The organism is Mycobacterium sp. E3305 (genome assembly GCF_001666785.1).
GTDB lineage: Bacteria > Actinomycetota > Actinomycetes > Mycobacteriales > Mycobacteriaceae > Mycobacterium.
Map to the genome: position 1 here is coordinate 27,100 of NZ_LZJA01000210.1, position 23,948 is coordinate 51,047.

Below are 23,948 nucleotides of genomic sequence, written 5' to 3' on the forward strand. Positions count from 1 at the left end.
AGTGGCTGGATTGACACTATCGACCGGTATATTGCCAACCCATGCACTCCGTCGCGATCCTGGCCGAGCCGGACGTCATCGCGTTCGATCTGGCGATCGCGATCGAGGTATTCGGTCGTGTCTGCCTCCCGACCGGCGCGCCGGGGTACCGCGTTCGGGTTTGCGGCGCGGACCCCGTCGTTCCGGCCGGACCGGTGCGGATCGCCACCGATTGCGGTCTGGGGGAACTCGCGAACGCCGATACCATCGTGGTGCCCGGGCGCAACGACGTCACAGTGCCGACGAGGGAGGACGTCATCGCGGCACTGAAGTCGGCGTACGGCAAGGGGATTCGCATCGCCTCCATCTGCAGCGGCACCTTCACCGTCGCGGCCGCCGGGATTTTGGATGGAAAACGCGCCACCACGCATTGGTCGGCCGCCGACCTGTTTTCCGCCGTGCATCCCGCCGTCAGACTCGATGCCGCCGCGCTCTACGTCGACGAAGGCCAGGTTCTCACCTCTGCCGGGGCGTCCGCGGGACTCGACTTGTGTCTGCACATGGTTGCGCGCGACTACGGCTCGGCGGCGGCCGCCGACGCCGCCCGGTTGGCGGTCACGCCCCTTCACCGCACCGGCGACCAGGCTCAGTTTGTCATCCGCCACCGGGCAAGGTCCGACACCGAACTCGATGGCCTGCTGGTCTGGCTGGAGGGCAACGCGCACCTGCCACTGACGCTGCGCGACATCGCCCGGCAGGCCGCCACCAGCGAGCGAACCCTCAACCGGCGGTTCAAGACGGAAACGGGACAAACGCCGATGCAGTGGGTGAACAGCGTCCGGATCAAGCACGCCGGGGAGCTGCTAGAGCGCAGCTCCGACAGCGTCGAATCCATCTCGCACCGAGTCGGTTTCGCATCAGTGACCAATTTCCGCGAACAATTCCGCCGGCTGGTGGGGGTGGCGCCGCAGAGCTATCGCAACGCCTTTCGCGCCAAGAACCACGGCACCCGTGCGTGCTCCGGCGAGACGCCCTAGGAGACCCGCGTCCAGGGCTGACAGTTCTGCGACTCGAAAGCCTTGACCGCCGTGTTGATGTTCGCGTACATCGGGCCGATCGAGGTGTTCGTCTGGAGTACATGCTCTTTGTTCGCGTCCGGCGTGCTGTAGGTGAACCACGAGCACATCGAGTCCTGGGTCGGCACGTTGTTGATCCAGACGCCGAAGGCCGACCCCGAGCCGCCCGTGTGATAGAGGCCCGGCGCGATGTCGGGGCCCACGACAAAGACACCGTTGCCGGGTATCGGGTCCAGTGGGTCGGCGACGGCCGGCGGCGCGAGAGCTATCACGACCACGGCTACACCGAAGAGAGCCGACGTACGGATCGTTCGGGGCACTTTTCCTCGCTTTATGTTGTCGCCCCCTCTCAGGGAGAATATGCCGAGGCGGGCGCGGGAAACAACACTTATCCCGAGGCCGGAGGGCTCCCGTCGACGACCACGCCACGCGCGGTCAGGTGGTCGATCAGCGGGACCGCGCCCGCGGCGAGATGCTGTGACATCGCCGCGCGGGCGAGTTCTTCGTCGCGTTTCTTCAGCGCGGACAGGATCCGGCGATGGTCCCTCATCGACTGTTCCGGCCAGCCCTCGATGGCGGGGAACACCGATTCGGGCGCATAGCGGGTGATTTGGGACATCAGCTGGGCAAGTTTCGGCGAATCGGCGGCGACGTTGATGGCCCGGTGGAACTGATGATTCAGCCGCACCGTCCGTTCGTCATCGTCACCGGCGTAGGCGTCTTCGAGCTCCGCTTGGATCTGTTTGAGTTCGCGCAGTTGGTCGTCGGTGATGTTGATCGCGGCACGGGCAGCCAGTTCGCCACCGACGTGGGCCTGCACGTTCGCGACGTCGGTGACGTCGCGACCGGTCACCGGCAGCACCATGAAGCCGCGCCGGGGCCGCTGGTCGATCAAACCTTCCGCGCGCAGAGCGAACAGCGCTTCCCGCACCGGAGTGACACTGATGCCCAACTCGGCGGCAAGTTGATCCAGGCGGACGTAGGACCCGGCGACGTAGGTGCCATCGAAGATCCGCTGGCGGATCAAGCGCGCGACATCGTCCGAAAGCTGCGGCCGCGCGGCGAAATCCGGAACCGTCATCACTACACCTGGTACTCGGCCAGCAGCCGTTTGCTGATGATGTTCTTCTGAATCTCGCTGGTGCCCTCCCCGATCAGCAGGAAGGGCGCATCCCGCATCAGCCGCTCGATCTCGTACTCCTTGGAATAGCCGTAGCCGCCGTGGATCCGGAAGCTCTGCTGGGTGACCTCGGTGCAATACTCGCTGCACAGGTATTTGGCCATCCCGGCGGCGACGTCGTTGCGCTCCCCCGAATCCTTCAGCCGCGCCGCGTTGACCATCATCAGGTGCGCCGCTTCGACTTTGGTGGCCATCTCGGCCAGCTGGAACGCGATGGCCTGATGCTCGGCGATGGGCTTGCCGAAGGTGTGGCGCTGTTGGGCGTAGCGGACCGCGAGCTCGAAGGCGCGGATGCCGACGCCACAGGCGCGCGCCGACACGTTGACCCGGCCGACCTCGATGCCGTCCATCATCTGGAAGAAACCCTGCCCGGTGATGCCGCCGAGGATGTCATCGGCACCGGCCTGGTAGCCGTCGAAGATCATCTCCGTCGTTTCGATGCCCTTGTAGCCCAGCTTGTCGATCTTGCCCGGAATCTGCAGCCCGGGAACGACTTCACCGAAGCCGACCGGCTTCTCGACGAGGAACGCGGTCAGATTGCGGTGCGGCTTGTCCGAGCCTTCGTCCGTGCGCACCAGGACGGCCACCAGCGTGGCCGTGGCGCCGTTGGTCAGCCACATCTTCTGCCCGTTGATCGTGTAGTTGCCATCCGGATTGCGCTGGGCCCGAGTCCGGATCGCGGCCACGTCGGAACCCAGCTCCGGCTCCGACATCGAGAAGGCGCCACGCGTCTCACCGGTCGCCATGCGTGGCAGGAACCGCTGTTGCTGCGCGTCGGTTCCGTGCTGGCGCAGCATGTAGGCCACGATGAAGTGGGTGTTGAGGACGCCGGACACGCTCATCCACCCGCGGGCCAGCTCTTCGACGCACAGCGCGTAGGTCAGCAGTGACTCTCCCAGGCCGCCGTACTCCTGGGGAATCATCAAGCCGAACAAACCCATGTCGCGCATCTGGTCGACGATGTGCTGCGGGTAGGTGTCGCCGCGTTCGAGCTCCGCGGCGTTGGGGATGACTTCCTTTTCGACGAATTGCCGCACGGCGGCGACGATTTCGGTCTGGAATTCCGTCAGTCCGAGGGTCTGGGCGAGTCTGGTCATGCGTCGTCTTTCCGTTTCGGGCTTCTGCGCCGGTCGATCGTGTTCGCGTCCGTCAGCCGTTCGATGTCGGCCGATGTCAATCCCAGGCGCCGCTGGAGAACCTCGGCGGTGTCTTGCCCCAGGGCGGGCGCGGCCGCGCCGGCGGGGTGCTCGCCGTCGAATGCGAGCGGCAGCCCGGCGGCGAAATAGTCGCCCAGACCGGGTTGGTGCAACCGGGAAAACATGGGGTTGGCGGTCACCTTGGGGCCCGCGGCGACCTCCGCGAAGGTTCGGTAGCGCTCGAAGAGCACCGTGGTCTTTGACAGCGTGGCCGTGATCTCGTCGGCCGCATGACTGCTGAACCAGGTGGCGAACAGACCGGACAGGACGGCACGGTACCGGTAGCGGTCGCCCTCGGAGTCGAAGTCGACGCCCAGCGCATCGGCGAGCGCCGACACCGCGGCGCCGGTGCCCGTGACGTCGACCAGATCGCGAAAATGCCTGCGGGTCAAGGTGACCACCATGAACCTTGCGCCGTCACCACTGGCGAAGTCCTGCCCGTACTGGCCGTAGATGGCGTTGCCCAGCCGTTGCCGTTGGGTCCCGGTGACCTGCGGCTCGGTCAGGAGTCCGAGGGTTCCGGCAATGGATAGCGCGACGTCCTCCAGCGCCAGGGTGATCCGCGCGCCCAGCCCGGATTCGTCCCGCCGGCGGACGGCGGTGACCACGGCGAGCGCGGCGTACAGGCCGCAGCACACGTCCCAGGCCGGCAACACGTGGTTGATCGGCCCGGCGTGCTCGGCCGGACCGGTGACGAGCGGGAATCCGATGCCGGCGTTGACCGTGTAATCCACGCCGGTAGAACCGTCACCGCGTCCGAGCAGCTGGACGTGGATGACGTCGGAACGCTTGGCGGCCAACGCGTCGTGACCGAGCCAGGACAGCCCGGCGGCGTTGGTCACCACCACGCCGTCTCCCTCGACGATGAGCCGCTGAACCAGGTCCTGCCCATCCGGGGAACGCAGATCGATGGCGGCAGAGCGCTTTCCCTTGTTCAGGCCGGTCCAGTAGATCGATGTACCGTCGGCCGCCAAGGGCCAGCGCTGGACGTCGGAGGCACCGCCGATGGGATCGACCCGAATCACCTCGGCGCCAAGCTGACTCAGCGTCATGCCGCACAGCGGGGCGGCGACGAAGCTGGACACCTCCACGACCGTGAGACCGCTCAGCGGGCCGGTCACGTCGGGGCGACCCGCTCGAACACCGCGGCGAGGCCCTGGCCGCCGCCGATGCACATGGTCTCCAACCCGTAGCGCGCCTCGCGGCGGTTGAGCTCGCGCGCCAGCGTGGCCAGCATCCGGCCACCCGTCGCACCGACCGGATGGCCCAGCGAGATGCCCGATCCGTGCACGTTGGTCCGCTCGTGGTCGGCGGCACCGAAATTCCATTCGCGCATCACCGCGAGCGCTTGCGCGGCAAAGGCTTCGTTGAGTTCGATGACGTCGATGTCGGACAGCCGCAGGCCGGCCTTGCCGAGCGCCGCCTCGGTGGCCGGCACCGGACCGATGCCCATGATGTGGGGAGCGACGCCGGCCAGCCCCCACGACACCAGGCGGACCAGCGGCGTCAGACCGCATTCGCGCGCCTTTTCGGGCGTGGTCACCACGCACATCGACGCCGCGTCGTTCTGCCCGCTGGCGTTGCCGGCGGTGACCGTCGCCTCCGAATCCTCGCTCGCCAGCACGGGTTTGAGCTTGCCCAACGACTCGACCGAGGTGTCGGCGCGCGGATGTTCGTCGGTATCGATCAGCTCCTCGCCATGGCGGGTAGGCACCGCAACGGGAATGATCTCCTCTGCCAGCACGCCGTCCTTCTGCGCGGCAACCGCGCGCTGGTGCGACCGCACCGCCAGCTCGTCTTGCTCCAGCCGGGCGATGCCGTACTGGCGGCGCAGATTCTCGGCCGTCTCCAGCATGCCGCCCGGCACCGGGTGATGCCGACCGCCGGCGGTGGTGCGGCCACGCGCCAGCCCGTCGTGCACCCGGACACCGGTACGCGCTCCGCCCCAGCGCATGTCGGTGGAATAGAACGCGACGTTGCTCATGCTTTCGCAGCCGCCGGCGACGACGAGATCGTGGTCGCCATTGCCCACTTGCAGGCACGCCTGGATCACCGCCTGCAGGCCCGACCCGCAGCGGCGGTCGACTTGCATGCCGGGCACCGTGACCGGCAGCCCGGCATCCAGCGCCACCACCCGTCCGATCGCCGGCGCCTCACTGCTCGGATAGCAGTGGCCGAGGATGACGTCCTGCACCGCGTCGGGCGAGATCCCGGTTCGTTCGAGGAGGCCCTTCAGCGCGGCGACCCCCAGGTCCACGGCGGTCAGCGACTTGAACACCCCGCCGTAGCGGCCGATCGGGGTCCGGACGGGTTCACAGATGACCGTCTCGCGCATCGCGCTCATAGATGCCGGCCGCCGGTGATCTCCATGACGGTCCCGGTCATGTACGAGGACAGGTCGGAAGCCAGGAACAGCGCCACGCTGGCGACTTCACTCGGTTCGCCGGCCCGACCCATCGGCACCTCGGCGACCTTGGAATCCCAAATGCGCTGCGGCATAGCCTCGGTCATCGCGGAGCGGATCAAACCGGGGGCGATCGCGTTCACCCGGACGCCCAGGTAGGCCAACTCTTTGGCGGCCGCCTTGGTCATTCCGACGATGCCCGCCTTGGCGGCCGAGTAGTTGGTCTGGCCGACCATGCCGACCTTCCCCGACACCGAGGACATGTTGATGATGACGCCCCGCTTGTTCTCCCGCATGACGGCGGCGGCCAACCGGGTACCGTTCCAGGTTCCCTTCAGATGCACGGCGATGACCTGATCGAACTGCTCCTCGGTCATCTTGCGCATCGTCGCGTCCCGGGTGATCCCGGCGTTGTTCACCATGATGTCCAGGCCGCCGAAACGCTCGACGGCGGTCTGGATCAGGGTCTCGACGTCGGACGCCTGCGTCACATCGCATCGGACCGCCACCGCGACGTCGTCGCCGCCCAACTGCTTCGCCACGACCTGGGTTTCTTCGAGATTCACGTCGCCCAGCACAACTCGTGCCCCCTCGGCGACAAAGCGTTCCGCGATGGCCAGACCCAGGCCCTGCGCGCCGCCGGTGATTACCGCGGTCTGACCTGTCAGCATCGACACCTGATTCCCGCCTCCCTCTGCTTTGGTCCCCGGGACGCCCCGGCAGTCGAATATCATATTTCATATAGGATCTGCTCCGGTGCCGGGTTCCCTATCCGGGCCGTCACACTCGCCGGCCGCTCGCGGCTGAGTTGTCCGCCACCAACGAGGTGCCAAAGTAGGAGCATCCGACCATGACCACCGCCGAACAACCCGAGGTCTCCGACGACGATTTTCGGGAGATCCTCGCCCAGACCCGTCACTTCGTCTGCACGGCCGTGGTCCCACGCGAACAGGAGATCCTCACCGAGGATCGGGTGCCCGACGACCTACGTGACCAGGCCAAGAAGATGGGGCTATTCGGGTACGCGATCCCGCAGCGGTGGGGCGGCCTCGGCCTGAACCTGATGCAAGACGTCGAGTTGGCGATGGAATTGGGTTACACCTCGCTGGCACTGCGCTCGATGTTCGGCACCAACAACGGCATCGCCGGCCAGGTCCTGGTCGGCTTCGGCACGGACGAGCAGAAATCCCGCTGGCTGGAATCGATGGCGTCGGGCGACGTCGTCGCATCCTTTGCGTTGACCGAGCCGGGGGCCGGATCGAACCCGGCCGGACTGCGAACCAAAGCCGTTCGCGAGCAAGGTGATTGGATTATCTCCGGGCAGAAGCGCTTCATCACCAATGCGCCCGTGGCCGACCTGTTCGTGGTGTTCGCGCGCACCCGGCCGGCCGACGACCAGGGTCCCGGGATCGCCGTATTCCTGGTCCCCGCGGACGCGCCGGGCGTCGAAGTCGGCAGCAAGGACGCCAAGATGGGTCAGGAAGGCGCGTGGACCGCGGACGTCGGCTTCAACGACGTCCGGGTCGAGGGCGGCGCACTGATCGGCGGCAGCGAAGACATCGGCTATCGGGCCGCGATGACCTCGCTGGCGCGGGGCCGGGTCCACATCGCCGCCCTCGCGGTGGGCGCCGCGCAACGCGCGCTCGACGAATCCGTCTCCTACGCCGCCACCGCGACACAGGGCGGCACGCCGATCGGACAGTTCCAGTTGGTCCAGGCGATGATCGCCGACCAACAGACCGGGGTGCTCGCCGGCCGCGCGCTGGTGCGCGAGGCCGCGCGACTCTGGGTCTCCGGGGAAGACCGCAGGGTCGCGCCGTCGGCGGCCAAGCTGTTCTGCACCGAAATGGCGGGTAACGTGGCCGATCTCGCGGTGCAGGTGCACGGCGGCAGCGGTTACATGCATGGCGTCCCGGTCGAGCGCATCTACCGTGATGTGCGGTTGCTGCGGCTCTACGAGGGCACCAGCGAGATTCAGCGGCTGATCATCGGATCCAATCTCGTCAAAGCGGCGCAGCGCACGACCACAACGAAGGAGCGTTAATGGCAGGCAAGCTCGAAGGCAGGGTCGCGTTCATCACCGGGGCCGCCCGCGGCCAGGGGCGGGCGCACGCCGTCCGGCTGGCGCGGGAGGGCGCCGACATCATCGGCGTCGACATCGCCGGCAAGCTGCCGTCCTGCGTGCCCTACGACCCCGCGACTCCCGACGACCTTGACGAGACCGTTCGCCTGGTCGAAGAGACCAACCGGCGGATCATCGCGTCGATCGTGGACATCCGCGACTTCGAGGCGCTCCGCAAGGCGGTCGACGACGGCGTCGCCGCGCTCGGGCGGTTGGACATCATCGTCGCCAACGCCGGCGTCGCGGCGCCGCAGGCCTGGAACGAGATCACACCCGAGGACTTCCGCGCCGTCATGGACATCAACGTGACCGGCACCTGGAACACCGTGATGGCCGGCGCGGACAAGATCATCGAAGGCGGTCGCGGCGGCTCGATCATCCTGATCAGTTCCGCGGCCGGCATGAAGATGCAGCCGTTCATGGTGCACTACACCGCCAGCAAGCACGCCGTCACCGGGATGGCCCGGGCCTTCGCCGCCGAACTGGGCAAGCATTCGATCCGGGTCAACAGCGTGCATCCCGGGCCGGTGAACACGCCGATGGGCTCGGTCGACATGGCCGTCGCGGTGGGCAAAGCCATGGAGACCAACCCGCAGTTGTCCAACGTGCTCACGCCGTTCCTGCCCGACTGGATGGCCGAGCCCGAGGAGATCGCCGACACCGTGTGCTGGCTCGCCAGCGACGAGTCGCGCAAGATCACCGCCGCCCGGATTCCGGTCGATCAGGGCTCGACGCAATACTGAGCGGTTCCGGGGGGAATACATTCGGCCTGATCGGCGCTTGGAGGCGACATGAGGCACTTCACCGAGAGCGAACGTCAGGAATTTTTGGCCGGCTTGCATGTCGCGGTCCTGTCCGTCGACGCCGCCGACGGCCGGCCGCCGGCCAGCGTTCCCATCTGGTACGACTACACCCCGGGCGGGAACATCCGCATCATGACCGGGGCGTCCAGCCGCAAGGCGGGGCTCATCGAGCGGGCGGGCAAGGTGACGCTGGTGGTCCAGCGCGAGGAACCGCCGTATCAGTACGTGGTGGTCGAGGGCTCCATTGTCGACACCGCCAAGCCCGCACCCACCGACGTGCAGGAGTCAGTCGCCATCCGCTACCTCGGCGAGGAGGGCGGCCGCGCCTTCGTCCGAAGCATGGAGGGCGTGGAAGAGGTGATGTTCACCATTCGCCCCGACCGCTGGCTCAGCGCGGACTTCACCGGCGACCTGTAGAGGTCTCAGCCGATCAGGTCCAGCGTTCCCAGCTCGCGGATCGCTTGACACCCTCGGGCGAGCATGGCCAGCACCATGTCGTCGCCCCGCTCGGTGGCGGCGGCGAAGGCAAAACCCAGCGCCGAGATCAGCGGCGCCTGCAGGACCCCGAGCCGGTAGTCGCGCCAACATGTTTCGCGGTCGTAGCCGGTGACGCCGCCGGCCGCCAGCGCGCGATGATAGTCACCCACGAGCTGTTCTTCGATGGTCGCGCGCAGCTGCGGATTGAGGCTGGTCGCGGTGAAGTAGGCCAGATCCCGGGCCGGCAGCCCGACGCCGAGCGTCTGCCAATCGACCACGCTGACCCGGGTCCGGTCCGGGTCGAACAGCAGGTTGTCCAGGCGGTAGTCGCCGTGCAGCAGGGCGAACCGGTCGTACTCGGACAGTAACCACGGCGTCACCAGACCCATTGCCGCGCTGAAGGTCTCGCGGTCGTCGGCGCTCATCCGGTCGCCGAGCTTGTCGAGCGTGATGTCGGCGCTCATCTTCGCCACCTCGCCCATGCCGCCGGCGCCGGCCTCGTCCGGCCTGCCGAAGGCGATGCCCGGGAAATCGAGCCAGAATGGATCGCACCAGCTGGGCGCGTGCAGGCCGGCCAGGGCGGTGACCGCGAGTCGCGCTTCGGCTTCACCGCAGCCGGCGAGCTGATCGCCCTGCACGGCCGGCGCCTGATCGGCGAGCAGCAACGCGAAGTCCATTGCGTCGTCGGTGATCTCGGAATAGAAGCACTGCGGCGTCGGCACCTGCACCCGCTCCGCCACGGACGAATAGAACGCGCACTCGCTGCGATATCCGAGGACGACCCGGTCACGCACGGTGTCGTCCTGCGACGGCAGCTTGATCACGAACGTTTGCGGAAGGTCGACAGCCTCGGTCGCGTAGCGGGCGGTCACCCGATAGGTCGCGCCGGTCTGCCCCGTGCCGATCGGGGTCACGTCCACGTCGGTGACCTCGACGGGGGTGCCGCGTCCGCTCAGCGCGGCCGATAACCATTGCGGGGTTACGTCGGCGGGATACCGCGGAATCGACACCACAGCACTCATGAACAGCGCGCCTCCTGTACCCGGACGGCCCCGTCCGACTGACAAACTGTAAGGCATACCGCAAGAGTTGCGGTCAACTGCTTCACATTAGTCGGCGAGAATGCGCCATTCGGCGGCCTCGTGCTGCTGGCGCCAGAACTCGTCGAAACGTCCACCCGCCGCGAGCAATTCGCCGACAGTTCCGTCCTCGACCACTCGACCGTCGTCCAGGAACAGGACACGGTCGGCGTGACTGATGCTGGCCAGCCGGTGCGCGACGATCACCTGGGTGCGCGCCCGCGGATCGAGTGTCAGCGCGTCGACCACCGCGGCCTCGTTCTCGGTGTCCAAAGCGCTGGTCGCCTCGTCGACCAGCAATATCGGGGCCGGCTTGAGCAGCGCCCTCGCGATGCTGACCCGCTGGCGTTCGCCCCCGGACAGCGCCGAGCCGGCTTCGCCGACGATCGTGTCGGCGCCCTCGGGCAACCGGCCGATGAGTTCGTCGACGCGGGCGAGGGTCACGGCCCGCTTGAAGCGGTCATCGCCGGCGCCGGGGTCGCCGGCGGACACGTTGTCCCGGATCGACCCGTGGAACAGGTAGGGATGCTGGAACACGACGCTGCTCGCCGCCCGGCGGGTCTCGGCGTCCAGCGTCGCCGCGTCGACGCCGTCGATCAGGACCCGGCCGCGGGTCGGTTCGTGCAGTCCAGCGATCAGCGCCAGGATGGTGCTCTTCCCCGATCCGGACGGGCCGACGATCGCCGTCGTGCTGCCCGGCGCCAGGGTGAAGCTCACCCCGTCGAGCACCGGCGCGGTCGCATCGCCATACCGGAACTCGACGTCGTCGAACTCGATGCGGGGCGCCGCCGCGGTGACGGGCAGCGTGGCGGGCCCGGAGCTCATCAGTGGCGCCGTGAGCACCGACCGGATGCGGTCGAGCGTCGCGCGGGTGCTCTCCAGGGCCGGCGCCAATTCGCTGATCGTGGTGAACGGTTCGAGGTAGCGCACGATGACGACGATCAAGGCGATGGCCTCGGGCATCGAGAGGGTCCTGTCAACCGTCAGCGCCGCGGTCGCCCCCGCCAGCAGGATGAGCGACAGCTGGCTGGCCAGGCTGAACAGCAGCTGACCCGGGACCTGCATGGACAGCAAGCGCATGGTCGCCCCGTGTTGCGCGGCGAGCGCGTCGCCGACCAGGCTGCGCGCCGGTTCGACCCGCCGTGCGGCCCGCAGCGCCTGCTGGGTGCGGGCGAATTCGATGATCCGCTCGGTGAGCCCGCCGTTGGCCTCGTCGGCTGCGGCGTCGGCGCGCCGCGTCAGTCGCGCTGAGGCCCACAGCGCACCCAAGAGCAGCGGCACGCCGCCGAGTGCGGCCGCGCCGAGCTGCCACGAGATCGGGAGTAGGGCGACCGCGATGGCGGCGGGCAGCAGGATGGCGGAGATCAGCGGCGTCAGCAGGTTGACGACCAGGCCGACCAGTTCCGGCCCGGTGGCGGCGATGGCCTGGCGCGCCGTCGCGGTGTGCTCGGCGGTGAACCAGTCCAGCCGCACGCCGGGCAGCCGGTCCGCGACGTCGTGCTGGCTGTGGTCGAGGACGGCGAACCCGAGATCGAAGCCGATGCGCGCGGTCGCGGTGTCGATCACCCATCCGACGACGGTGGCGGCCGTGAGCCAGGCGAGCCACCCGAGCGCGCGGTGCGGGTTGTCGAACAGGGCGCCCACCAACGGCACCAGCAGCACGGTGGCCGCCGCCCGCACCACTACGGACAGCAACGCGAGCGCGGCGTAGGCGATGAGCCCGGCCCGGCGATCCGCGGGCACCAGCCCCAACCAGGTGCGGATCATCGCGTCCCCTCCCGAGCGGTGGTGGCGGCAACCGGGTCACGCCGGCCGCCTTCCCACAGCCGCCGGTATCGGCCGTCGGCGGCCAGCAACTCGTCGTGCGTGCCGCCTTCGGCGATCCGGCCGTGGTCGAGCACGACGATCTGGTCGGCTCCGGTGACCGTGTGCAGCCGATGGGCGATCACCAGGACGGTGCGATGCCGGGTCAGCCGGTTAAGCGCTTGCTGCACAAGGTATTCCGATTCGGGGTCGGCGAACGCGGTGGCCTCGTCGAGGATCAGGACCGGGGTGTCCGCCAGGATTGCCCGCGCGATCGTCAACCGCTGCCGTTCCCCGCCCGACAACCCCGTTCCCGCGCCGAGCACCGTGTCGTAGCGGTCAGGCAATCGCATGATGCGGTCGTGGATCTGGGCCTGGCGCGCCGCCTCCTGAATCTGCGCCGCGGCGGCATCCGGGACGGCCAGCGCGATGTTCTCGGCGACGGTGCCGTGCACCAGCTGCGTCTCCTGCAGGACGAAGCCGACCTTCGCGTAGAGCTCATCGGCGGTCATCGACCGGATGTCTTGCCCCCCAACGCGTATCGCGCCCTCTTCGACGTCGTGGAACCGGGCCAGCAGGGCGGCCAGCGTGGACTTGCCGGACCCGGACGGGCCGACGAGGGCGGTGACGGTGCCGGGCCGCAGCGTCAGCGACACGTCGCGGATCACCGGGACGCCCGGGCGATAGCCGAAGCTGACGTCGTCGAACACCACCGTCGCCGACGGATCCCCGGACCCGTCTTGCGGCCGCACGGCGAGTTCGGGCTCGTCGAGTGTGTTCTGCAGGCGCCGGGCGGCCAGCATGCCGGCGCTGATGCCGCCCACTCCGTACGCGATACCCAGCAGGCGTGCCCCGAATGTGGTGCCCAGCAACAGGAACGGCACGAGATTCACCGGATCCATCCGCCCGGTGACGGTGAGCAGGGTGCCCGTGAGCACGATGAGCCACAAGAAGGTGGAGGGCCGGGTGACCAGGTCCATCAGCGTCTTCTTGCCGGCGAGCGGCCGCTGCCAGGAGACCAGGAATTCGACGTATTCGTCCAGGCGGCGGCGGAAACTGGAGGCGGCCGCGCCGCCGAAGACGCGGATCACCGGCTGGCCCTCCAGGTAGGCGCCGGCCTCGCCGCTCATCTTCTCGGCCCAGCGCTGCGATTGCGGAATGCGCGGGCCCGACTGAATCGTGAGCGACGACGTCAACACCAGGTACACCAGCACGGGCAGGAACAGCACGAGCGCCACCCGCCAGTCGACGGCGAAGAGGTAGACCAGCACGGCCACCGGTGCGATGATCGCCGCGACCGCGTCCGGGATGGCGTGGGTGACCAGATAGTGCAGCGACAGCGTGTCGTCCTGCAGCAGCTGCTTGATCGAGCCCGATCCACGCGTGGTGAACCAGCCCAGTGGCAATCGGGATAGCTTGCGCAACAACCGCGACCGCAGGTCGGCGGCGAACCGGGCGTCGACGACGTGCAGCCACAGCGTGAGCGCCGCGCCGAGGACGGCGCCCGTTCCCAGCAGCGCAACGGCCGCGATCCCGACGTTCCAGAGTCGGGATGCGGGCGCCCCGGTGACCAGCAGGCGGGCCAGCTCGACCAGCAGGACGAACGGCGCCAGCTGCACCATGGTGATGACGGCCTGCAGCACCCCGGAAAGAATCAGCGCCGAGCGCAACGGCGCGAGCAACCGGCCGGCCCCCTGAGCGCGCCAGTGGCCGCGCGCTGCGGGGGCGGGCGTCTGCGAGGTCGGTCCTGGCGGCGAAACCTGCTCGTGTGCGGGCTCATTCACGGATGCGGGCTCGTCGCCGCGCTGGATGCCCATCGCCCGGCCGGCGCTCCAGTAGGCCTGGGCGTGAATCTCCGACTTGGGAAAACCGAAGTCGTCGCGCAGTCGCGTGCGGACGTGCTTGAGGACCGTGGCCTCGGGTGTGGCCCACGCGTACCAGTTGGACCAGTCGCGGTTATGGATCGCCGCCGCAAGGGACTTCTCGTCGCGGCGGGCCACCCAGTGCACTCTCAGACGGGGGTGCGGCGCGATCGGGATCAGGACGTCATGGTCGTCGTGTTGCTCGAGATACATCTCGATCGGCACTTCATTGGGGACGACTCCGATGATCCCGTTCATGCCGGGGATCGACGCCGAGTCACCGATCAGCAGGTAGCCGGCCGGCTGCTCGGGTGGCACGTCGAAGCGCGACGAGCCCATCAGCGCCATGACGGCGATCGTCGCGCCGGGTTCCACGGTGCGCGCCCACTTCGACGCCGGGCCTGCGGGCTCGTGCAGCACGACGTCGACCGCGAATCGGCCGTTCGGGGCGTCGGCCTCGGAGATGGTGTAGGCGCGCTGGAACTCGGTGTTGGATCCGTCGGGGTCGGGAAACCAGAACCGCAGCCACGCGGCGGGTTCGGCATCCACGTCCTCGAACAGTGTCGGCGACGCCATCCGCACCCGCACGAAATGCGGTGCAATCTGGACGGTTTCGAGCACCGTCGCGGTGTGGTCGCGAGCGCCGAAGCTGCGCAACATCACGCCCTGGAACCCGCGTGCCATCGGCGGTCCTTTCCCGCGGCGCTGAGGCTTCGCGACGGACTTCAGGAGCGGCCGGCCGGACGGAACCTCCGCTGAATACGTTACCGCCACAAACTAAGGGTTGCCTTACCAAAGGTCAAACTCGGGCTGCCGGGGGTCGATCGGTAGCCTGGACGTGTGAGCGGTGAATCGGTTCCGCCGGTGTTGCTCTACGACGGGGTCTGCGGCGTCTGCAACTCAGCGGTGCGGACGATACTTCGGTTCGATCCCCACGGCACGCTGCGCTTCGCGCCCCTGGACAGCGATTTCGCCCAGGAGGTCTTTGCCCGGCACCCGGCCGTCAAAGACGTGGACTCGGTGGTGTTCGTCGACGAACCCGAACAGCCGGGAGAACGCGTCGCCGTCCGGTCCGCGGCCGCCCTGCGCGTGGTGGATTACCTTGGCGGTCCGTGGAAGCTGCTCGGGGCCGCCCGCATCATCCCGGCTCCCCTGCGCGACTGGCTCTACGACCGGATCGCGGACGTCCGCTATCGCATCTTCGGCAAATACGACACGTGTCCGCTGCCGCCGCCGGAGGTTCGTGCCCGCTTTCTGCAGGCCTAGTAGTCCGCGTCGAGGGCCAGGTCGGCCTCGGACTCACTCCTTTTCAGCTCGGCCAGCTTGCGGTCCTCGGCCGCGAACTCGCGATGGTGAACCGCCGATTTCTGGTGTGCACCCACGTCAGACACGCGTTGTTCGACGCTGCGGTCTTGGACCCGCGCGATTCGTTCGTGCTGCAGGGCCGATTCCTCCAAGCTGCGAGCGGCCGAGAGCCCGGCATGCGCGGCGCGTTCCCGCGCTTCCGCGGCCCGTCGTTCGGCTCGCTCGACATCTTTGGCGGTAACTGTTTCGTCGTTTCCGATGGCCATGGCGTCTCCCTGGTGTCCCGTGCATTGCACGTACCCCGCAGGGAGGGTTTAACGCCCGCCGAAGGCGAACAGATGGTGCGGGCGGAGGGACTCGAACCCCCACGCTCTTTCGAGCACCGGCACCTAAAGCCGGGGTGTCTGCCAATTCCACCACGCCCGCAGCGTGCCGATCGTACCGCTCAGTGCGGGGACCGGCCCGGTGGTGGCGCGCCTCGACGTATTCGTCGGAGCCAAGTCGTGAGCGGTACCGTCAAGGGGTGTCCACTACGCGTCGTCGCAGGCCCGCCCTGATCGCCTTGGTGATCGTCGCGGCGTGTGGTTGCCTGGCGCTGGGCTGGTGGCAATGGACCAGGTTCCAGTCGGTCTCCGGCACGTTCCAGAACCTCGGCTATGCGCTGCAGTGGCCGTTGTTCGCCTGGTTCTGCGTGTACGCATACCGCAAATACGTGCGCTACGAAGAGATGCCGCCCGAGCCTCGGCGCGATACCGAACTCACCGAGATACCCTCCGGCTTGCTGCCCGAACGCCCCAAGCCGATGCAACAGCCGTCCGACGATCCCGCGCTGGCGGAGTACAACGCCTACCTGGCCGAGCTTGCCAAACAAGACACCCAAAAGCAGAACAGGACCACCGCATGACCACACCGGAGACACCTGGACCTCAGGCGTCGGCATTCCCCGTGGAGAAGATCCGCAGCGCGTTGCTCGGCTACCGGGTCATGGCGTGGGCGACGGGGCTCTGGCTGATCGCACTGTGCTACGAGATCGTCTCGCACCTTGTCCTGCACCACGAGATCCGCTGGATCGAAGTGGTGCACGGTTGGGTGTACTTCATCTATGTCCTGACCGCCTTCAATCTGGCCGTCAAGGTCCGCTGGCCAATACCCAAGACGATCGGTGTCCTCCTTGCCGGCACCATCCCGCTGCTGGGGATCATCGTCGAGCAAGTCCAGACCAGGGACGTGAAGGCCCGCTTCGACTTGTAGACCTCATCCGCGACGGAAGCCGCTCGACCGCGCGACACACGATGCGGGCGGACGCCTAGGCCAACTCGCGCAGCGCCGGCACCAGCAACGCCAGCGCGCGGCCGCGATGCGAGACCGCGTCCTTCTCCTCGGGACTGAGCTCCGCCGCGGTGCGGTCGGACCCGGCCGGAAGGAAAACCGGGTCATAGCCGAAACCGCCGCCGCCCCGCGGTTCCCGCGCGATGGTCCCGGACCACTCGCCGCGGACGACGACCTCCCCGGACGGCCCGGCCAGGGCGCAGGCGGAGACGAAGGCCGCGCCGCGCCGGTCGTCGGGCACGTCGCTCAACTGCGCCAGCAGCAGCCCGGTGTTGGCGGCGTCGTCGCCGTGGTTACCCGACCAGCGCGCCGAGAGCACGCCGGGCATCCCGTTCAACGCGGCCACCTCCAGACCGGAGTCGTCGGCCACCGCGGGTAAGCCCGTCGCGGCGAACGCATCGCGAGCCTTGGCCAACGCGTTGTCCTCAAAAGTGGCGCCCGTCTCGGGCGCCTCCGCGAAGGCGGGCACGTCGTCCAAAGACACCAACGTCAACCCCGTCAGCCCGGCCGCGTCGAGCACCCGGCGCAGTTCGGCGAGCTTTTTGCGGTTGCGGCTGGCGACCAGCAGCCGCGATGATCGCAACCGTGGCGAAGCCGGGCGCCGCGGGTCAGCACCATCTGACCCGGTCAGCTGCCGAACGCCTTCGGCGGCGGAGCCCCCTCGGGGAGCTCGCCCGGGTACGGCAGGGCCAGCGCCTCGCGCTGGGCGGCGAACAGCTTGTCACAGGCAGCCAGCGCCACGTCGAGCAGCTTGTCCAACGTCGAGCGCGGGAACGTCGCCCCCTCGCCGGTCCCCTGCACCTCCACGAGGGTTCCGGTGTCGGTGGCGACGACGTTCATGTCGACCTCGGCCCGCGCATCTTCCTCGTAGGGCAGGTCCACCCGGATCCGGCCGTCGACCACCCCGACGCTGACCGCCGCGATGGCGCACGACAGCGGCCGGGGGTCGGAGAGCTTGCCGGCCGCGGCAAGGTAGGTCACGGCGTCGGCCAGCGCGACGAAGGCGCCCGTGATGGCGGCGGTGCGGGTGCCGCCGTCGGCCTGCAGCACGTCGCAGTCGACGGCGATGGTGTTCTCCCCCAACGCCGCCAGGTCGATGCAGGCCCGCAGCGAGCGCCCGACCAGCCGGCTGATCTCCTGGGTGCGCCCGGACAGGCGCCCCTTCACGGCTTCGCGGTCGGAGCGCGTGTGGGTGGCCGACGGCAGCATCGCGTACTCCGCGGTCAGCCACCCCAGACCCGACCCCTTGCGCCAGCGCGGCACCCCCTCGGTGACGCTGGCGGTGCACATGACCTTGGTGTGGCCGAATTCGATCAGCACCGACCCAGCCGGGTGGTCGGTGAATCCGCGGGTGATGACTACGGGTCGAAGCTCGTCGTCGAGGCGGCCGTCTTCTCTTCTGGTCACGACGCCAACCCTAACGCGGGGCGCTCAGACCCTTTCAGAGCGGCGGATGTCGAACGTTTCGCCGCACACCACCGCGTGGACGGGGCCGTCGAACTCGGCCTTGGCCTCGCTGATCACGTCCTCACGCGACGTCCACGGCGGGATGTGGGTGAGCAACAGCTCGCGAACGCCGGCCTGCGCCGCGGTCCTGCCCGCCTCGGTGCCCGACAGGTGCAGGGCGGGCGGCCGGTCCGGCGAGTGCGTCCAGGAGGCTTCGCAGAGGAAGACGTCGGCGTCGCGAGCCAACTCGACCAACTGGTCACACACGCCGGTGTCGCCGCTGTAGACGAACGAAGCGCCTGTGGAATCGGTGATCCTCATGCCGTAGGACTCCGTCGGGTGGGCCACCACCCGCGGCGTCACCGTGAGCGACCCGAAGGTCACCGGTTCGCCGTCGACCCAGTGCCGAACGTCGAAAATGTCTGAGCAGTCGTCGATTTCGCCACCATACGGTGACGAGGCGGCGCCCAGTCGAGACCAGGTGTCACCGGGGCCGTACAACAACGCCTTGCCGCCGGGGCGGGACGGGTGGTAGCGCCGCCATACGAACAGGCCGGGCAGATCGAGGCAGTGGTCGGCGTGTAGGTGTGACAGGAGCACGTGCACGGAGGCGGGATCGGCGTAGCGCTGCAGCGCGCCCAATACACCGCCGCCGAAGTCGATGACCATCGGCGGAGTGTCCGGTGCCCGGAGCAGATATCCCGACGCGGGCGAATCCGGCCCCACCACGCTGCCCGAGCAGCCGAGCACGGTTATTCGCACGGACACTACTGTGCCATGCCCGATGCGACCGTGACGAAAACATCGCCGCATTCATGTGATGAGAATCTCGTCATCCGCACATGGCGATCACGAGCGCGGCGAAGCCGGGCTAAGTGGGTCGCCAACAATCGCACATGGCGATCACGAGCGCGGCGAAGCCGGGCGAAGTGGGTCGCCATCAACCGCACATGGCGATCACGAGCGCGGCGAAGCCGGGCGAAGTGGGTCGCCATCAACTGCATTAGTCGATCCGCACGTGGTGAACGGGTTGCACACCGGTGACCGCGGGACCCAGGAACCGGGCCGCCAACTTGGTGAAGGCCTCGGGGTCGCCGGTGGCTTCGAAGACCCGGGTCGCGGGTGGCGCGTCATGCGGGCGCAGCAGGTCGCGCTCGGTGAGCACCCGCAGCACCTCCTTGGCGGTTTCCTCGGCGCTGGACACCAGCGTCACGTGCTCGCCCATCGCCAGCTGGATCAACCCGGACAGCAGCGGGTAATGCGTGCAGCCGAGCACCAGGGTGTCGACCTGGGCGCGCTGCAACGGCTCCAGATAGCCCTCCGCCAGCCCGAGCACCTGGCGGCCACTGGTGACACCGCGCTCGACGAAGTCGACGAAGCGCGGACAGGCCACCGCGGTGATCTCGGTGTCGCGGGCGGCGGCGAACGCGTCCTGGTAGGCGTGCGAGTTGATGGTCGCCCGTGTGCCGATGACACCGATGCGACCGTTGCGCGTCGTGGCGACCGCGCGGCGCACCGCCGGCAGGATCACCTCGACGACCGGCACGTCGTAGCGCTCGCGGGCGTCCCGCAGGCACGCCGCCGACGCCGTGTTGCAGGCGATCACCAACGCCTTGACGCCGCGGCCCACCAGGTCGTCGCCGATCGCCAGCGCGTGCGCGCGGACCTCGGGAATGGTGAGCGGACCGTACGGCCCGTGGCCGGTGTCGCCGACGTAGACGATGTCCTCGTCGGGCAATTGGTCGATGATGGCCCGCGCGACGGTCAGTCCCCCGACGCCGGAATCGAAGATCCCGACGGGCGCCAACGGCGAGCTCATGTCTGGGGGCGCGGCGTCATGGCGCCGGCTTTCCTCTTCGCGCGGGCCTTGCGTTCCGGTGCGGACAACCAATACGCGGCGATGACACCGGCGATGGCGCCGCAGAGGTGACCCTGCCACGACACGCCCCCACACCTGCCCAGCACCGGCATGGCGCCCAGCAGCACGCCGCCGTACGCGAACAGCACCACCAATCCGATCGCGATGTCGGCGAACCTGCGCACGAAGATCCCGAACACGAGCAAAAAGGCCAGCCAGCCGAAGATCAGGCCGGAGGCCCCGATGTGATCGGTCGGCCCGCAGGAGCTGCCCACGTTGCCGATCAGCCAGGTGCCGAAACCGCCGAGGATCCACACGATCGCCGTGGCCCAGACGAACCGGCTCAGCCCGGCCAGCGTCATCAGGAAGCCCAGCACCAGAAGCGGGATCGTGTTGGCCATCAGATGCTGCCAGTTGGCGTGCAGGACCGGGGCGAAGACGATCCCCCACAGCCCGTCGGCCTCGAGCGGCCTGATGCCGTTTTCGTCCAGGGAATGCCGAGTCAGCTGATCGATGAGCTCGATGAGGTAGAGCAGCGCGACGAAGGTCAGGATCGTGGCCCCGCCCACCATCCACGTGGGCCGCTTCGCCTGGCCCGCCGGTGTGCCGGGACGTCCCTTCGGGGTCGTCTTACCCATAGCTGCAGGTTACCGGCGCCGACGGCGCGAGTCCGTCATGGGGCGAACGCACCCGACAACACGCCCCGGTAGGTCGGTATCCCCGCCACCGAATCCGCCGCGAAAACGCCGGCCAGCACCGCCCGCGCCACGCAGTCGGCCGCCGCGGCACCCACCTCCGCGGCCAGCCGCATCTCCGGCGAAAACGAGGCGGGCGAGTCTGCCGTCGGCGGCACCTCGACCGCCCCGGTCGCCAGCGCGAAGACCGTGTCGCCGTCATACGGGGTGTGTGCCGGGCGGATGGCGCGGGCCAGTCCGTCCTGGGCGGCGACGGCGACGCGGCGACACGCGGCCGGGCTGAGCGCCGCGTCGGTCGCCACCACCCCGATGACGGTGTTGAGCGGGTTCTGCAGCGGGCTCGCCGCGGTGGGCAACTGCGCGAAGGCGTCGATCTGCTCCGCCGGCGGTGGCCGCAGCCCGAACTCCCTTACCAAGTCCGCCATCCACGGCAGGCCGGTAGCCCGGTCGGCGACGTCGCCGGCGGAGTTCACCACGACCACCGCGCCGACGGTCACCCCGCACGGCAGCGCCGTCGAGGCGGTCCCGACGCCGCCCTTGAGCACCCCGGCCCGCGCCCCGACGCCCGCGCCGACGCTCCCGACGGCCGGCGCCCCCGCAACGTCGGCGGCTTCGCAGGCCAGGTAGCCGAACTCCGGCGTCGGGCGACAGTCCCAGCCGCCGACCGGCAGATCGAATATCACCGCGCCGGGCACGATGGGCACCACACCGCCGCCCATCGCCACGCCGCGCTCGCGCTCCTCCAGCCAGCGCATGACGCCGTCGGCGGCCGCCAAACCGTAGGCACTGCCGCCGGCGAGCAAGACCGCGTCGACGTACCGGACGGTGTTGGCGGGATCGAGCAGGTCGGTCTCCCGCGTGCCGGGCGCACCGCCGCGGCAATCGACCGCGCCCACGGTCCCCGGCGGTGTCAGCACCACGGTGACGCCGGAGGCCCATCCGGCGCCCATGGTCGCGTCGGGGTCGAGTCGTTGGTGGTGCCCGACGCGGATGCCCCCGACGTCGGTGATGGCGTCCGTCCGGCCGCCATCGGGGCTCATCGGGGCCCCATGAGCACCAGAACGAGGTATTCCTGCAGGACGGTCAGCCACTGGTAGACGTCGAAGTGCACGGCCAGCGGGTGGTCGGCGGGCAGGCGCTCCGGTCCTTGCGGCCCGACCTCGAGCATGACCCCCAACGTCAGCCGGATGTCGTTGACCGCCGCGACCCAGGCGTTCGCGTCCTCCTCGCTCAGGTTGAACCGGCCGCCGCCATCGGGAACCGTATCCAACAACCGCTGCGCGGCAAGACGTTTGGCGTCGATGATCTCGGGCTCGTGCAGGCTGCGCAGCGCGGCGTTCAGGCTCTCCGCGGCGTCGGGGCCGGACGGATCAGCGTCGTCCGGATGGAAGAAATCGGGCAGCAGCCGGCGCAGGGTCGGATCCTTCGGCGGTTCGCTGTTTCCCGTCTTGATGCCGGTGATCTCCTCGAGTTCGTCTGCGGGAGTGGAGGACTCACGCTCGTCGAGCAACCCGACCATGGCCGTTGCCAGGTTCTTCAGCAGGGCGGCTTCGTGAGCCGCCAGCGCGGACCGAAAACTGGGACCGTCCGCGGTCTCGACGCGCTTCCATTTGCGCACAGGTAATCGCCGGGGCCCTCGCCGATTACCGGTCCTGCTGCAGCGTCGCCCACAACCCGGCGGCATGCAGCTTGGAGACGTCGACTTCCATGGATTCCCGGCTACCGGCCGACACCACCGCCCTGCCCTCGTTGTGTACCTGCAACATGAGCTTGGTGGCGTGCGGCTCGCTATAGCCGAACAACTTCTGGAACACATACGTCACGTAGGTCATCAGATTGACCGGGTCATCCCACACGATCGTGACCCACGGACTCGCCGTGACGTCTAACGGGGCGGACTCACGTTGTCCTGTAGTGCCCGGCTTAGCGGGCGCTGACATTACAACCATGGCCTACACGATACCGAGGGTGACGTGAGGTTTCCGAGCCCCCGACGGCAGCCGATACCGTTATGGAATGAATGACCCGGTCGTAACTGGGCTGCTAACCGACAAGTACGAGTTGACGATGCTGGCGGCGGCGCTGCGAGACGGCACCGCCGACCGCGCGACGACCTTCGAACTGTTCGCACGCCGGCTGCCCGACGGCCGCCGTTACGGCGTGGTGTGCGGCACGGGGCGGCTGCTCGAGGCGTTGCCCCAATTCGGCTTTGGCGACGAGGCGTGCCAGTTGCTGGGCCAATTCCTCGATCCGGATACGTTGCGCTACTTGCGGGATTTCCGTTTCGGGGGTGACATCGACGGCTACGCCGAAGGCGAGCTGTACTTCCCCGGTTCGCCCGTGTTGTCGGTGACCGGCACGTTCGCCGAGTGCGTCGTGCTGGAGACATTGGCGCTGTCGATCTTCAATCACGACACGGCGGTCGCGTCGGCGGCGGCGCGGATGGTCAGCGCGGCCAGGGACCGCCCGCTGATCGAGATGGGTTCACGGCGAACCCACGAGCACGCCGCGGTCGCCGCGGCGCGCGCCGCCTACATCGCCGGCTTCGCCGCGTCCTCCAACCTCGAGGCCCAGCGCCGATACGGCATCCCCGCGGAGGGCACCTCCGCGCACGCGTTCACGATGCTGCACGCGAGCGGCGAACCCGCCGAGGTGACCGAACTGGCCGCGTTCCGCGCTCAGGTCGACGCGCTGGGCGTCGGCACCACCCTGCTGGTGGACACCTATGACGTGACCGCCGGCGTGGCCAACGCCGTGGCCGCCGCCGGGGAGGCGCTCGGGGCGGTGCGCATCGACTCCGGCGAGCTGGGCGTGCTGACCCGCCAGGTCCGCGACCAGCTCGACCGGCTGGGCGCCACCGGGACCCGGATCGTGGTCTCCGGCGACCTCGACGAGTTCTCCATCGCCGCGTTGGGTGCCGAACCGGTCGACAGCTACGGCGTCGGCACGTCGCTCGTGACGGGTTCGGGCGCACCGACGGCGAACATGGTCTACAAGCTGGTCGAAGTGGACGGCATGCCGGTGCAGAAGCGCAGCAGCCACAAGGAATCCCGTGGCGGTCGCAAGGAGGCGCTGCGCCTGACCCGCTCGTCGGGCACCGTCACCGAAGAAGTGGTGTATCCCGCCGGCCGCCCGCCCTCGGTCACCGAACCGTATCGGGCGTTGACGGTCCCGCTGGTGCGCGGCGGCGACGTGGTGGCCAAACCGAATGTGGCCGCGGCGCGCGAGCTGGTAGCTTCCGGGCTGCGCAGTCTGCCGTGGGAGGGTTTGAATCTGTCGCAGGGCGAGCCCGCGATCCCGACGACGCAGATCCCCGCCGCCCGCCCGTAGCACC

26 protein-coding genes and 1 tRNA gene are annotated in these 23,948 nt (G+C 68.7%); 8 read left to right on the top strand and 19 right to left on the bottom strand.

What is annotated here, in order from left to right; all coding sequences use genetic code 11:
• Positions 1-41: 41 nt before the first annotated feature.
• Positions 42-1,016, top strand: coding sequence for a GlxA family transcriptional regulator (locus tag A5701_RS20090; RefSeq protein ID WP_067757796.1), 975 nt, complete (start codon positions 42-44; stop codon positions 1,014-1,016).
• On the opposite strand, the gene A5701_RS20095 is transcribed toward A5701_RS20090, so the two are convergent.
• From A5701_RS20095 to fabG, 6 genes are all read right to left on the bottom strand, one after another.
• The gene (locus A5701_RS20095) at positions 1,013-1,375 is read right to left on the bottom strand and encodes a hypothetical protein (protein WP_067757799.1); all 363 of its coding nucleotides are present in this window, start codon (positions 1,373-1,375) and stop codon (positions 1,013-1,015) included. The genes A5701_RS20090 and A5701_RS20095 overlap by 4 nt on opposite strands.
• Before the next feature lie 68 nt (positions 1,376-1,443).
• A complete protein-coding gene (locus A5701_RS20100) occupies positions 1,444-2,136 on the bottom strand; it encodes a GntR family transcriptional regulator (RefSeq protein WP_067757802.1) in 693 nt (230 codons plus the stop codon).
• 2 nt (positions 2,137-2,138) lie between these two features.
• Entirely contained in the window at positions 2,139-3,332 is a 1,194-nt protein-coding gene (locus A5701_RS20105) for an acyl-CoA dehydrogenase family protein (RefSeq protein WP_067757804.1), read from the bottom strand.
• Positions 3,329-4,483 (bottom strand): CoA transferase, encoded by a 1,155-nt coding sequence (locus A5701_RS20110; RefSeq protein WP_231968826.1) that lies wholly within the window; start codon positions 4,481-4,483, stop codon positions 3,329-3,331. Before A5701_RS20110 ends, A5701_RS20105 begins: the two co-directional genes overlap by 4 nt.
• Before the next feature lie 65 nt (positions 4,484-4,548).
• On the bottom strand, positions 4,549-5,775 hold the full coding sequence (locus tag A5701_RS20115; RefSeq protein ID WP_067757809.1) for an acetyl-CoA C-acetyltransferase: 1,227 nt from the start codon (positions 5,773-5,775) through the stop codon (positions 4,549-4,551).
• Positions 5,772-6,569: a 3-oxoacyl-ACP reductase FabG gene (fabG, locus tag A5701_RS20120; protein ID WP_082950238.1), complete on the bottom strand. Its 798-nt coding sequence runs from the start codon at positions 6,567-6,569 to the stop codon at positions 5,772-5,774. Before fabG ends, A5701_RS20115 begins: the two co-directional genes overlap by 4 nt.
• A 116-nt stretch (positions 6,570-6,685) precedes the next feature.
• Here fabG and A5701_RS20125 point away from each other — a divergent pair, with 116 nt between their 5' ends.
• The 3 genes from A5701_RS20125 to A5701_RS20135 are packed head-to-tail and all read left to right on the top strand — an operon-like array spanning position 6,686 to position 9,177.
• A complete protein-coding gene (locus A5701_RS20125) occupies positions 6,686-7,879 on the top strand; it encodes an acyl-CoA dehydrogenase family protein (RefSeq protein ID WP_067757812.1) in 1,194 nt (397 codons plus the stop codon).
• On the top strand, positions 7,879-8,700 hold the full coding sequence (locus tag A5701_RS20130) for a mycofactocin-coupled SDR family oxidoreductase (RefSeq protein ID WP_067757815.1): 822 nt from the start codon (positions 7,879-7,881) through the stop codon (positions 8,698-8,700). The genes A5701_RS20125 and A5701_RS20130 overlap by 1 nt, the downstream gene beginning before the upstream one ends.
• 48 nt (positions 8,701-8,748) lie before the next feature.
• Positions 8,749-9,177: a pyridoxamine 5'-phosphate oxidase family protein gene (locus A5701_RS20135; protein WP_067757818.1), complete on the top strand. Its 429-nt coding sequence runs from the start codon at positions 8,749-8,751 to the stop codon at positions 9,175-9,177.
• A 5-nt stretch (positions 9,178-9,182) separates the two neighbouring features.
• On the opposite strand, the gene A5701_RS20140 is transcribed toward A5701_RS20135, so the two are convergent.
• The 3 genes from A5701_RS20140 to A5701_RS20150 form a co-directional block, all read right to left on the bottom strand.
• Positions 9,183-10,259 carry a phosphotransferase family protein gene (locus A5701_RS20140; protein WP_067757821.1) on the bottom strand — a complete coding sequence of 359 codons (1,077 nt, stop codon included), beginning with the start codon at positions 10,257-10,259 and terminating at the stop codon, positions 9,183-9,185.
• Between the two features lie 87 nt (positions 10,260-10,346).
• Complete coding sequence (locus tag A5701_RS20145) at positions 10,347-12,083, bottom strand: ABC transporter ATP-binding protein (protein WP_067757823.1); 1,737 nt, start codon at positions 12,081-12,083, stop codon at positions 10,347-10,349.
• Positions 12,080-14,665, bottom strand: a complete 2,586-nt coding sequence (locus A5701_RS20150; RefSeq protein WP_067757826.1) for an ABC transporter ATP-binding protein/permease — start codon at positions 14,663-14,665, stop codon at positions 12,080-12,082. The genes A5701_RS20145 and A5701_RS20150 overlap by 4 nt, the downstream gene beginning before the upstream one ends.
• A 156-nt stretch (positions 14,666-14,821) precedes the next feature.
• Between A5701_RS20150 and A5701_RS20155 the strand changes: the two genes are divergently transcribed.
• Entirely contained in the window at positions 14,822-15,247 is a 426-nt protein-coding gene (locus A5701_RS20155; RefSeq protein WP_067757829.1) for a thiol-disulfide oxidoreductase DCC family protein, read from the top strand.
• Here the strand turns inward: A5701_RS20155 and A5701_RS20160 are convergent.
• Both A5701_RS20160 and A5701_RS20165 read right to left on the bottom strand, forming a co-directional pair.
• The gene (locus tag A5701_RS20160) at positions 15,244-15,582 is read right to left on the bottom strand and encodes a hypothetical protein (RefSeq protein ID WP_197499069.1); all 339 of its coding nucleotides are present in this window, start codon (positions 15,580-15,582) and stop codon (positions 15,244-15,246) included. The genes A5701_RS20155 and A5701_RS20160 overlap by 4 nt on opposite strands.
• Positions 15,583-15,625: 43 nt before the next feature.
• A tRNA-Leu gene (locus A5701_RS20165) sits at positions 15,626-15,712 on the bottom strand.
• 97 nt (positions 15,713-15,809) lie between these two features.
• On the opposite strand from A5701_RS20165, the gene A5701_RS20170 reads away from it, so the two are divergent.
• Both A5701_RS20170 and A5701_RS20175 read left to right on the top strand, forming a co-directional pair.
• Entirely contained in the window at positions 15,810-16,190 is a 381-nt protein-coding gene (locus A5701_RS20170) for a hypothetical protein (RefSeq protein ID WP_067757831.1), read from the top strand.
• Positions 16,187-16,537, top strand: a complete 351-nt coding sequence (locus A5701_RS20175) for a DUF3817 domain-containing protein (protein WP_067757833.1) — start codon at positions 16,187-16,189, stop codon at positions 16,535-16,537. Before A5701_RS20170 ends, A5701_RS20175 begins: the two co-directional genes overlap by 4 nt.
• A gap of 55 nt (positions 16,538-16,592) precedes the next feature.
• On the opposite strand, the gene rdgB is transcribed toward A5701_RS20175, so the two are convergent.
• The 8 genes from rdgB to clpS all read right to left on the bottom strand — a co-directional run bounded on the left by rdgB (position 16,593) and on the right by clpS (position 22,563).
• Positions 16,593-17,198: an RdgB/HAM1 family non-canonical purine NTP pyrophosphatase gene (gene rdgB / locus A5701_RS20180; RefSeq protein ID WP_067757836.1), complete on the bottom strand. Its 606-nt coding sequence runs from the start codon at positions 17,196-17,198 to the stop codon at positions 16,593-16,595.
• 44 nt (positions 17,199-17,242) lie between these two features.
• Positions 17,243-18,022: a ribonuclease PH gene (rph, locus tag A5701_RS20185; protein ID WP_067757838.1), complete on the bottom strand. Its 780-nt coding sequence runs from the start codon at positions 18,020-18,022 to the stop codon at positions 17,243-17,245.
• Positions 18,023-18,046: 24 nt separating this feature from the next.
• Positions 18,047-18,829, bottom strand: coding sequence for a cyclic nucleotide-degrading phosphodiesterase (locus tag A5701_RS20190; protein ID WP_067757840.1), 783 nt, complete (start codon positions 18,827-18,829; stop codon positions 18,047-18,049).
• A gap of 235 nt (positions 18,830-19,064) precedes the next feature.
• Positions 19,065-19,880, bottom strand: a complete 816-nt coding sequence (gene murI / locus A5701_RS20195) for a glutamate racemase (protein WP_067281152.1) — start codon at positions 19,878-19,880, stop codon at positions 19,065-19,067.
• The gene (locus tag A5701_RS20200; protein WP_082954776.1) at positions 19,877-20,557 is read right to left on the bottom strand and encodes a rhomboid family intramembrane serine protease; all 681 of its coding nucleotides are present in this window, start codon (positions 20,555-20,557) and stop codon (positions 19,877-19,879) included. Before A5701_RS20200 ends, murI begins: the two co-directional genes overlap by 4 nt.
• Before the next feature lie 35 nt (positions 20,558-20,592).
• A complete protein-coding gene (locus tag A5701_RS20205; protein ID WP_067757845.1) occupies positions 20,593-21,654 on the bottom strand; it encodes a P1 family peptidase in 1,062 nt (353 codons plus the stop codon).
• A complete protein-coding gene (locus A5701_RS20210; protein ID WP_067757849.1) occupies positions 21,651-22,232 on the bottom strand; it encodes a DUF2017 domain-containing protein in 582 nt (193 codons plus the stop codon). Before A5701_RS20210 ends, A5701_RS20205 begins: the two co-directional genes overlap by 4 nt.
• A gap of 25 nt (positions 22,233-22,257) precedes the next feature.
• The gene (gene clpS / locus A5701_RS20215) at positions 22,258-22,563 is read right to left on the bottom strand and encodes an ATP-dependent Clp protease adapter ClpS (protein ID WP_067757852.1); all 306 of its coding nucleotides are present in this window, start codon (positions 22,561-22,563) and stop codon (positions 22,258-22,260) included.
• 67 nt (positions 22,564-22,630) lie between these two features.
• Here clpS and A5701_RS20220 point away from each other — a divergent pair, with 67 nt between their 5' ends.
• Positions 22,631-23,944, top strand: a complete 1,314-nt coding sequence (locus tag A5701_RS20220) for a nicotinate phosphoribosyltransferase (RefSeq protein ID WP_067757855.1) — start codon at positions 22,631-22,633, stop codon at positions 23,942-23,944.
• Positions 23,945-23,948: the final 4 nt, after the last annotated feature.

Excerpts from the sequence above, each read along its gene's own strand:
- A5701_RS20220 (WP_067757855.1), top strand. The coding sequence starts at position 22,631 with ATGAATGACCCGGTCGTAACTGGGCTGCTAACCGACAAGTACGAGTTG.
- clpS (WP_067757852.1), bottom strand. The coding sequence starts at position 22,563 with ATGGTTGTAATGTCAGCGCCCGCTAAGCCGGGCACTACAGGACAACGT.
- A5701_RS20110 (WP_231968826.1), bottom strand. The coding sequence starts at position 4,483 with ATGACGCTGAGTCAGCTTGGCGCCGAGGTGATTCGGGTCGATCCCATC.
- A5701_RS20140 (WP_067757821.1), bottom strand. The coding sequence starts at position 10,259 with ATGAGTGCTGTGGTGTCGATTCCGCGGTATCCCGCCGACGTAACCCCG.
- A5701_RS20145 (WP_067757823.1), bottom strand. The coding sequence starts at position 12,083 with ATGATCCGCACCTGGTTGGGGCTGGTGCCCGCGGATCGCCGGGCCGGG.
- A5701_RS20175 (WP_067757833.1), top strand. The coding sequence starts at position 16,187 with ATGACCACACCGGAGACACCTGGACCTCAGGCGTCGGCATTCCCCGTG.
- A5701_RS20200 (WP_082954776.1), bottom strand. The coding sequence starts at position 20,557 with ATGGGTAAGACGACCCCGAAGGGACGTCCCGGCACACCGGCGGGCCAG.
- A5701_RS20100 (WP_067757802.1), bottom strand. The coding sequence starts at position 2,136 with ATGACGGTTCCGGATTTCGCCGCGCGGCCGCAGCTTTCGGACGATGTC.
- A5701_RS20135 (WP_067757818.1), top strand. The coding sequence starts at position 8,749 with ATGAGGCACTTCACCGAGAGCGAACGTCAGGAATTTTTGGCCGGCTTG.
- A5701_RS20115 (WP_067757809.1), bottom strand. The coding sequence starts at position 5,775 with ATGAGCGCGATGCGCGAGACGGTCATCTGTGAACCCGTCCGGACCCCG.
- A5701_RS20125 (WP_067757812.1), top strand. The coding sequence starts at position 6,686 with ATGACCACCGCCGAACAACCCGAGGTCTCCGACGACGATTTTCGGGAG.
- A5701_RS20090 (WP_067757796.1), top strand. The coding sequence starts at position 42 with ATGCACTCCGTCGCGATCCTGGCCGAGCCGGACGTCATCGCGTTCGAT.
- A5701_RS20150 (WP_067757826.1), bottom strand. The coding sequence starts at position 14,665 with ATGGCACGCGGGTTCCAGGGCGTGATGTTGCGCAGCTTCGGCGCTCGC.
- A5701_RS20205 (WP_067757845.1), bottom strand. The coding sequence starts at position 21,654 with ATGAGCCCCGATGGCGGCCGGACGGACGCCATCACCGACGTCGGGGGC.
- murI (WP_067281152.1), bottom strand. The coding sequence starts at position 19,880 with ATGAGCTCGCCGTTGGCGCCCGTCGGGATCTTCGATTCCGGCGTCGGG.
- fabG (WP_082950238.1), bottom strand. The coding sequence starts at position 6,569 with ATGATATTCGACTGCCGGGGCGTCCCGGGGACCAAAGCAGAGGGAGGC.
- A5701_RS20130 (WP_067757815.1), top strand. The coding sequence starts at position 7,879 with ATGGCAGGCAAGCTCGAAGGCAGGGTCGCGTTCATCACCGGGGCCGCC.
- A5701_RS20105 (WP_067757804.1), bottom strand. The coding sequence starts at position 3,332 with ATGACCAGACTCGCCCAGACCCTCGGACTGACGGAATTCCAGACCGAA.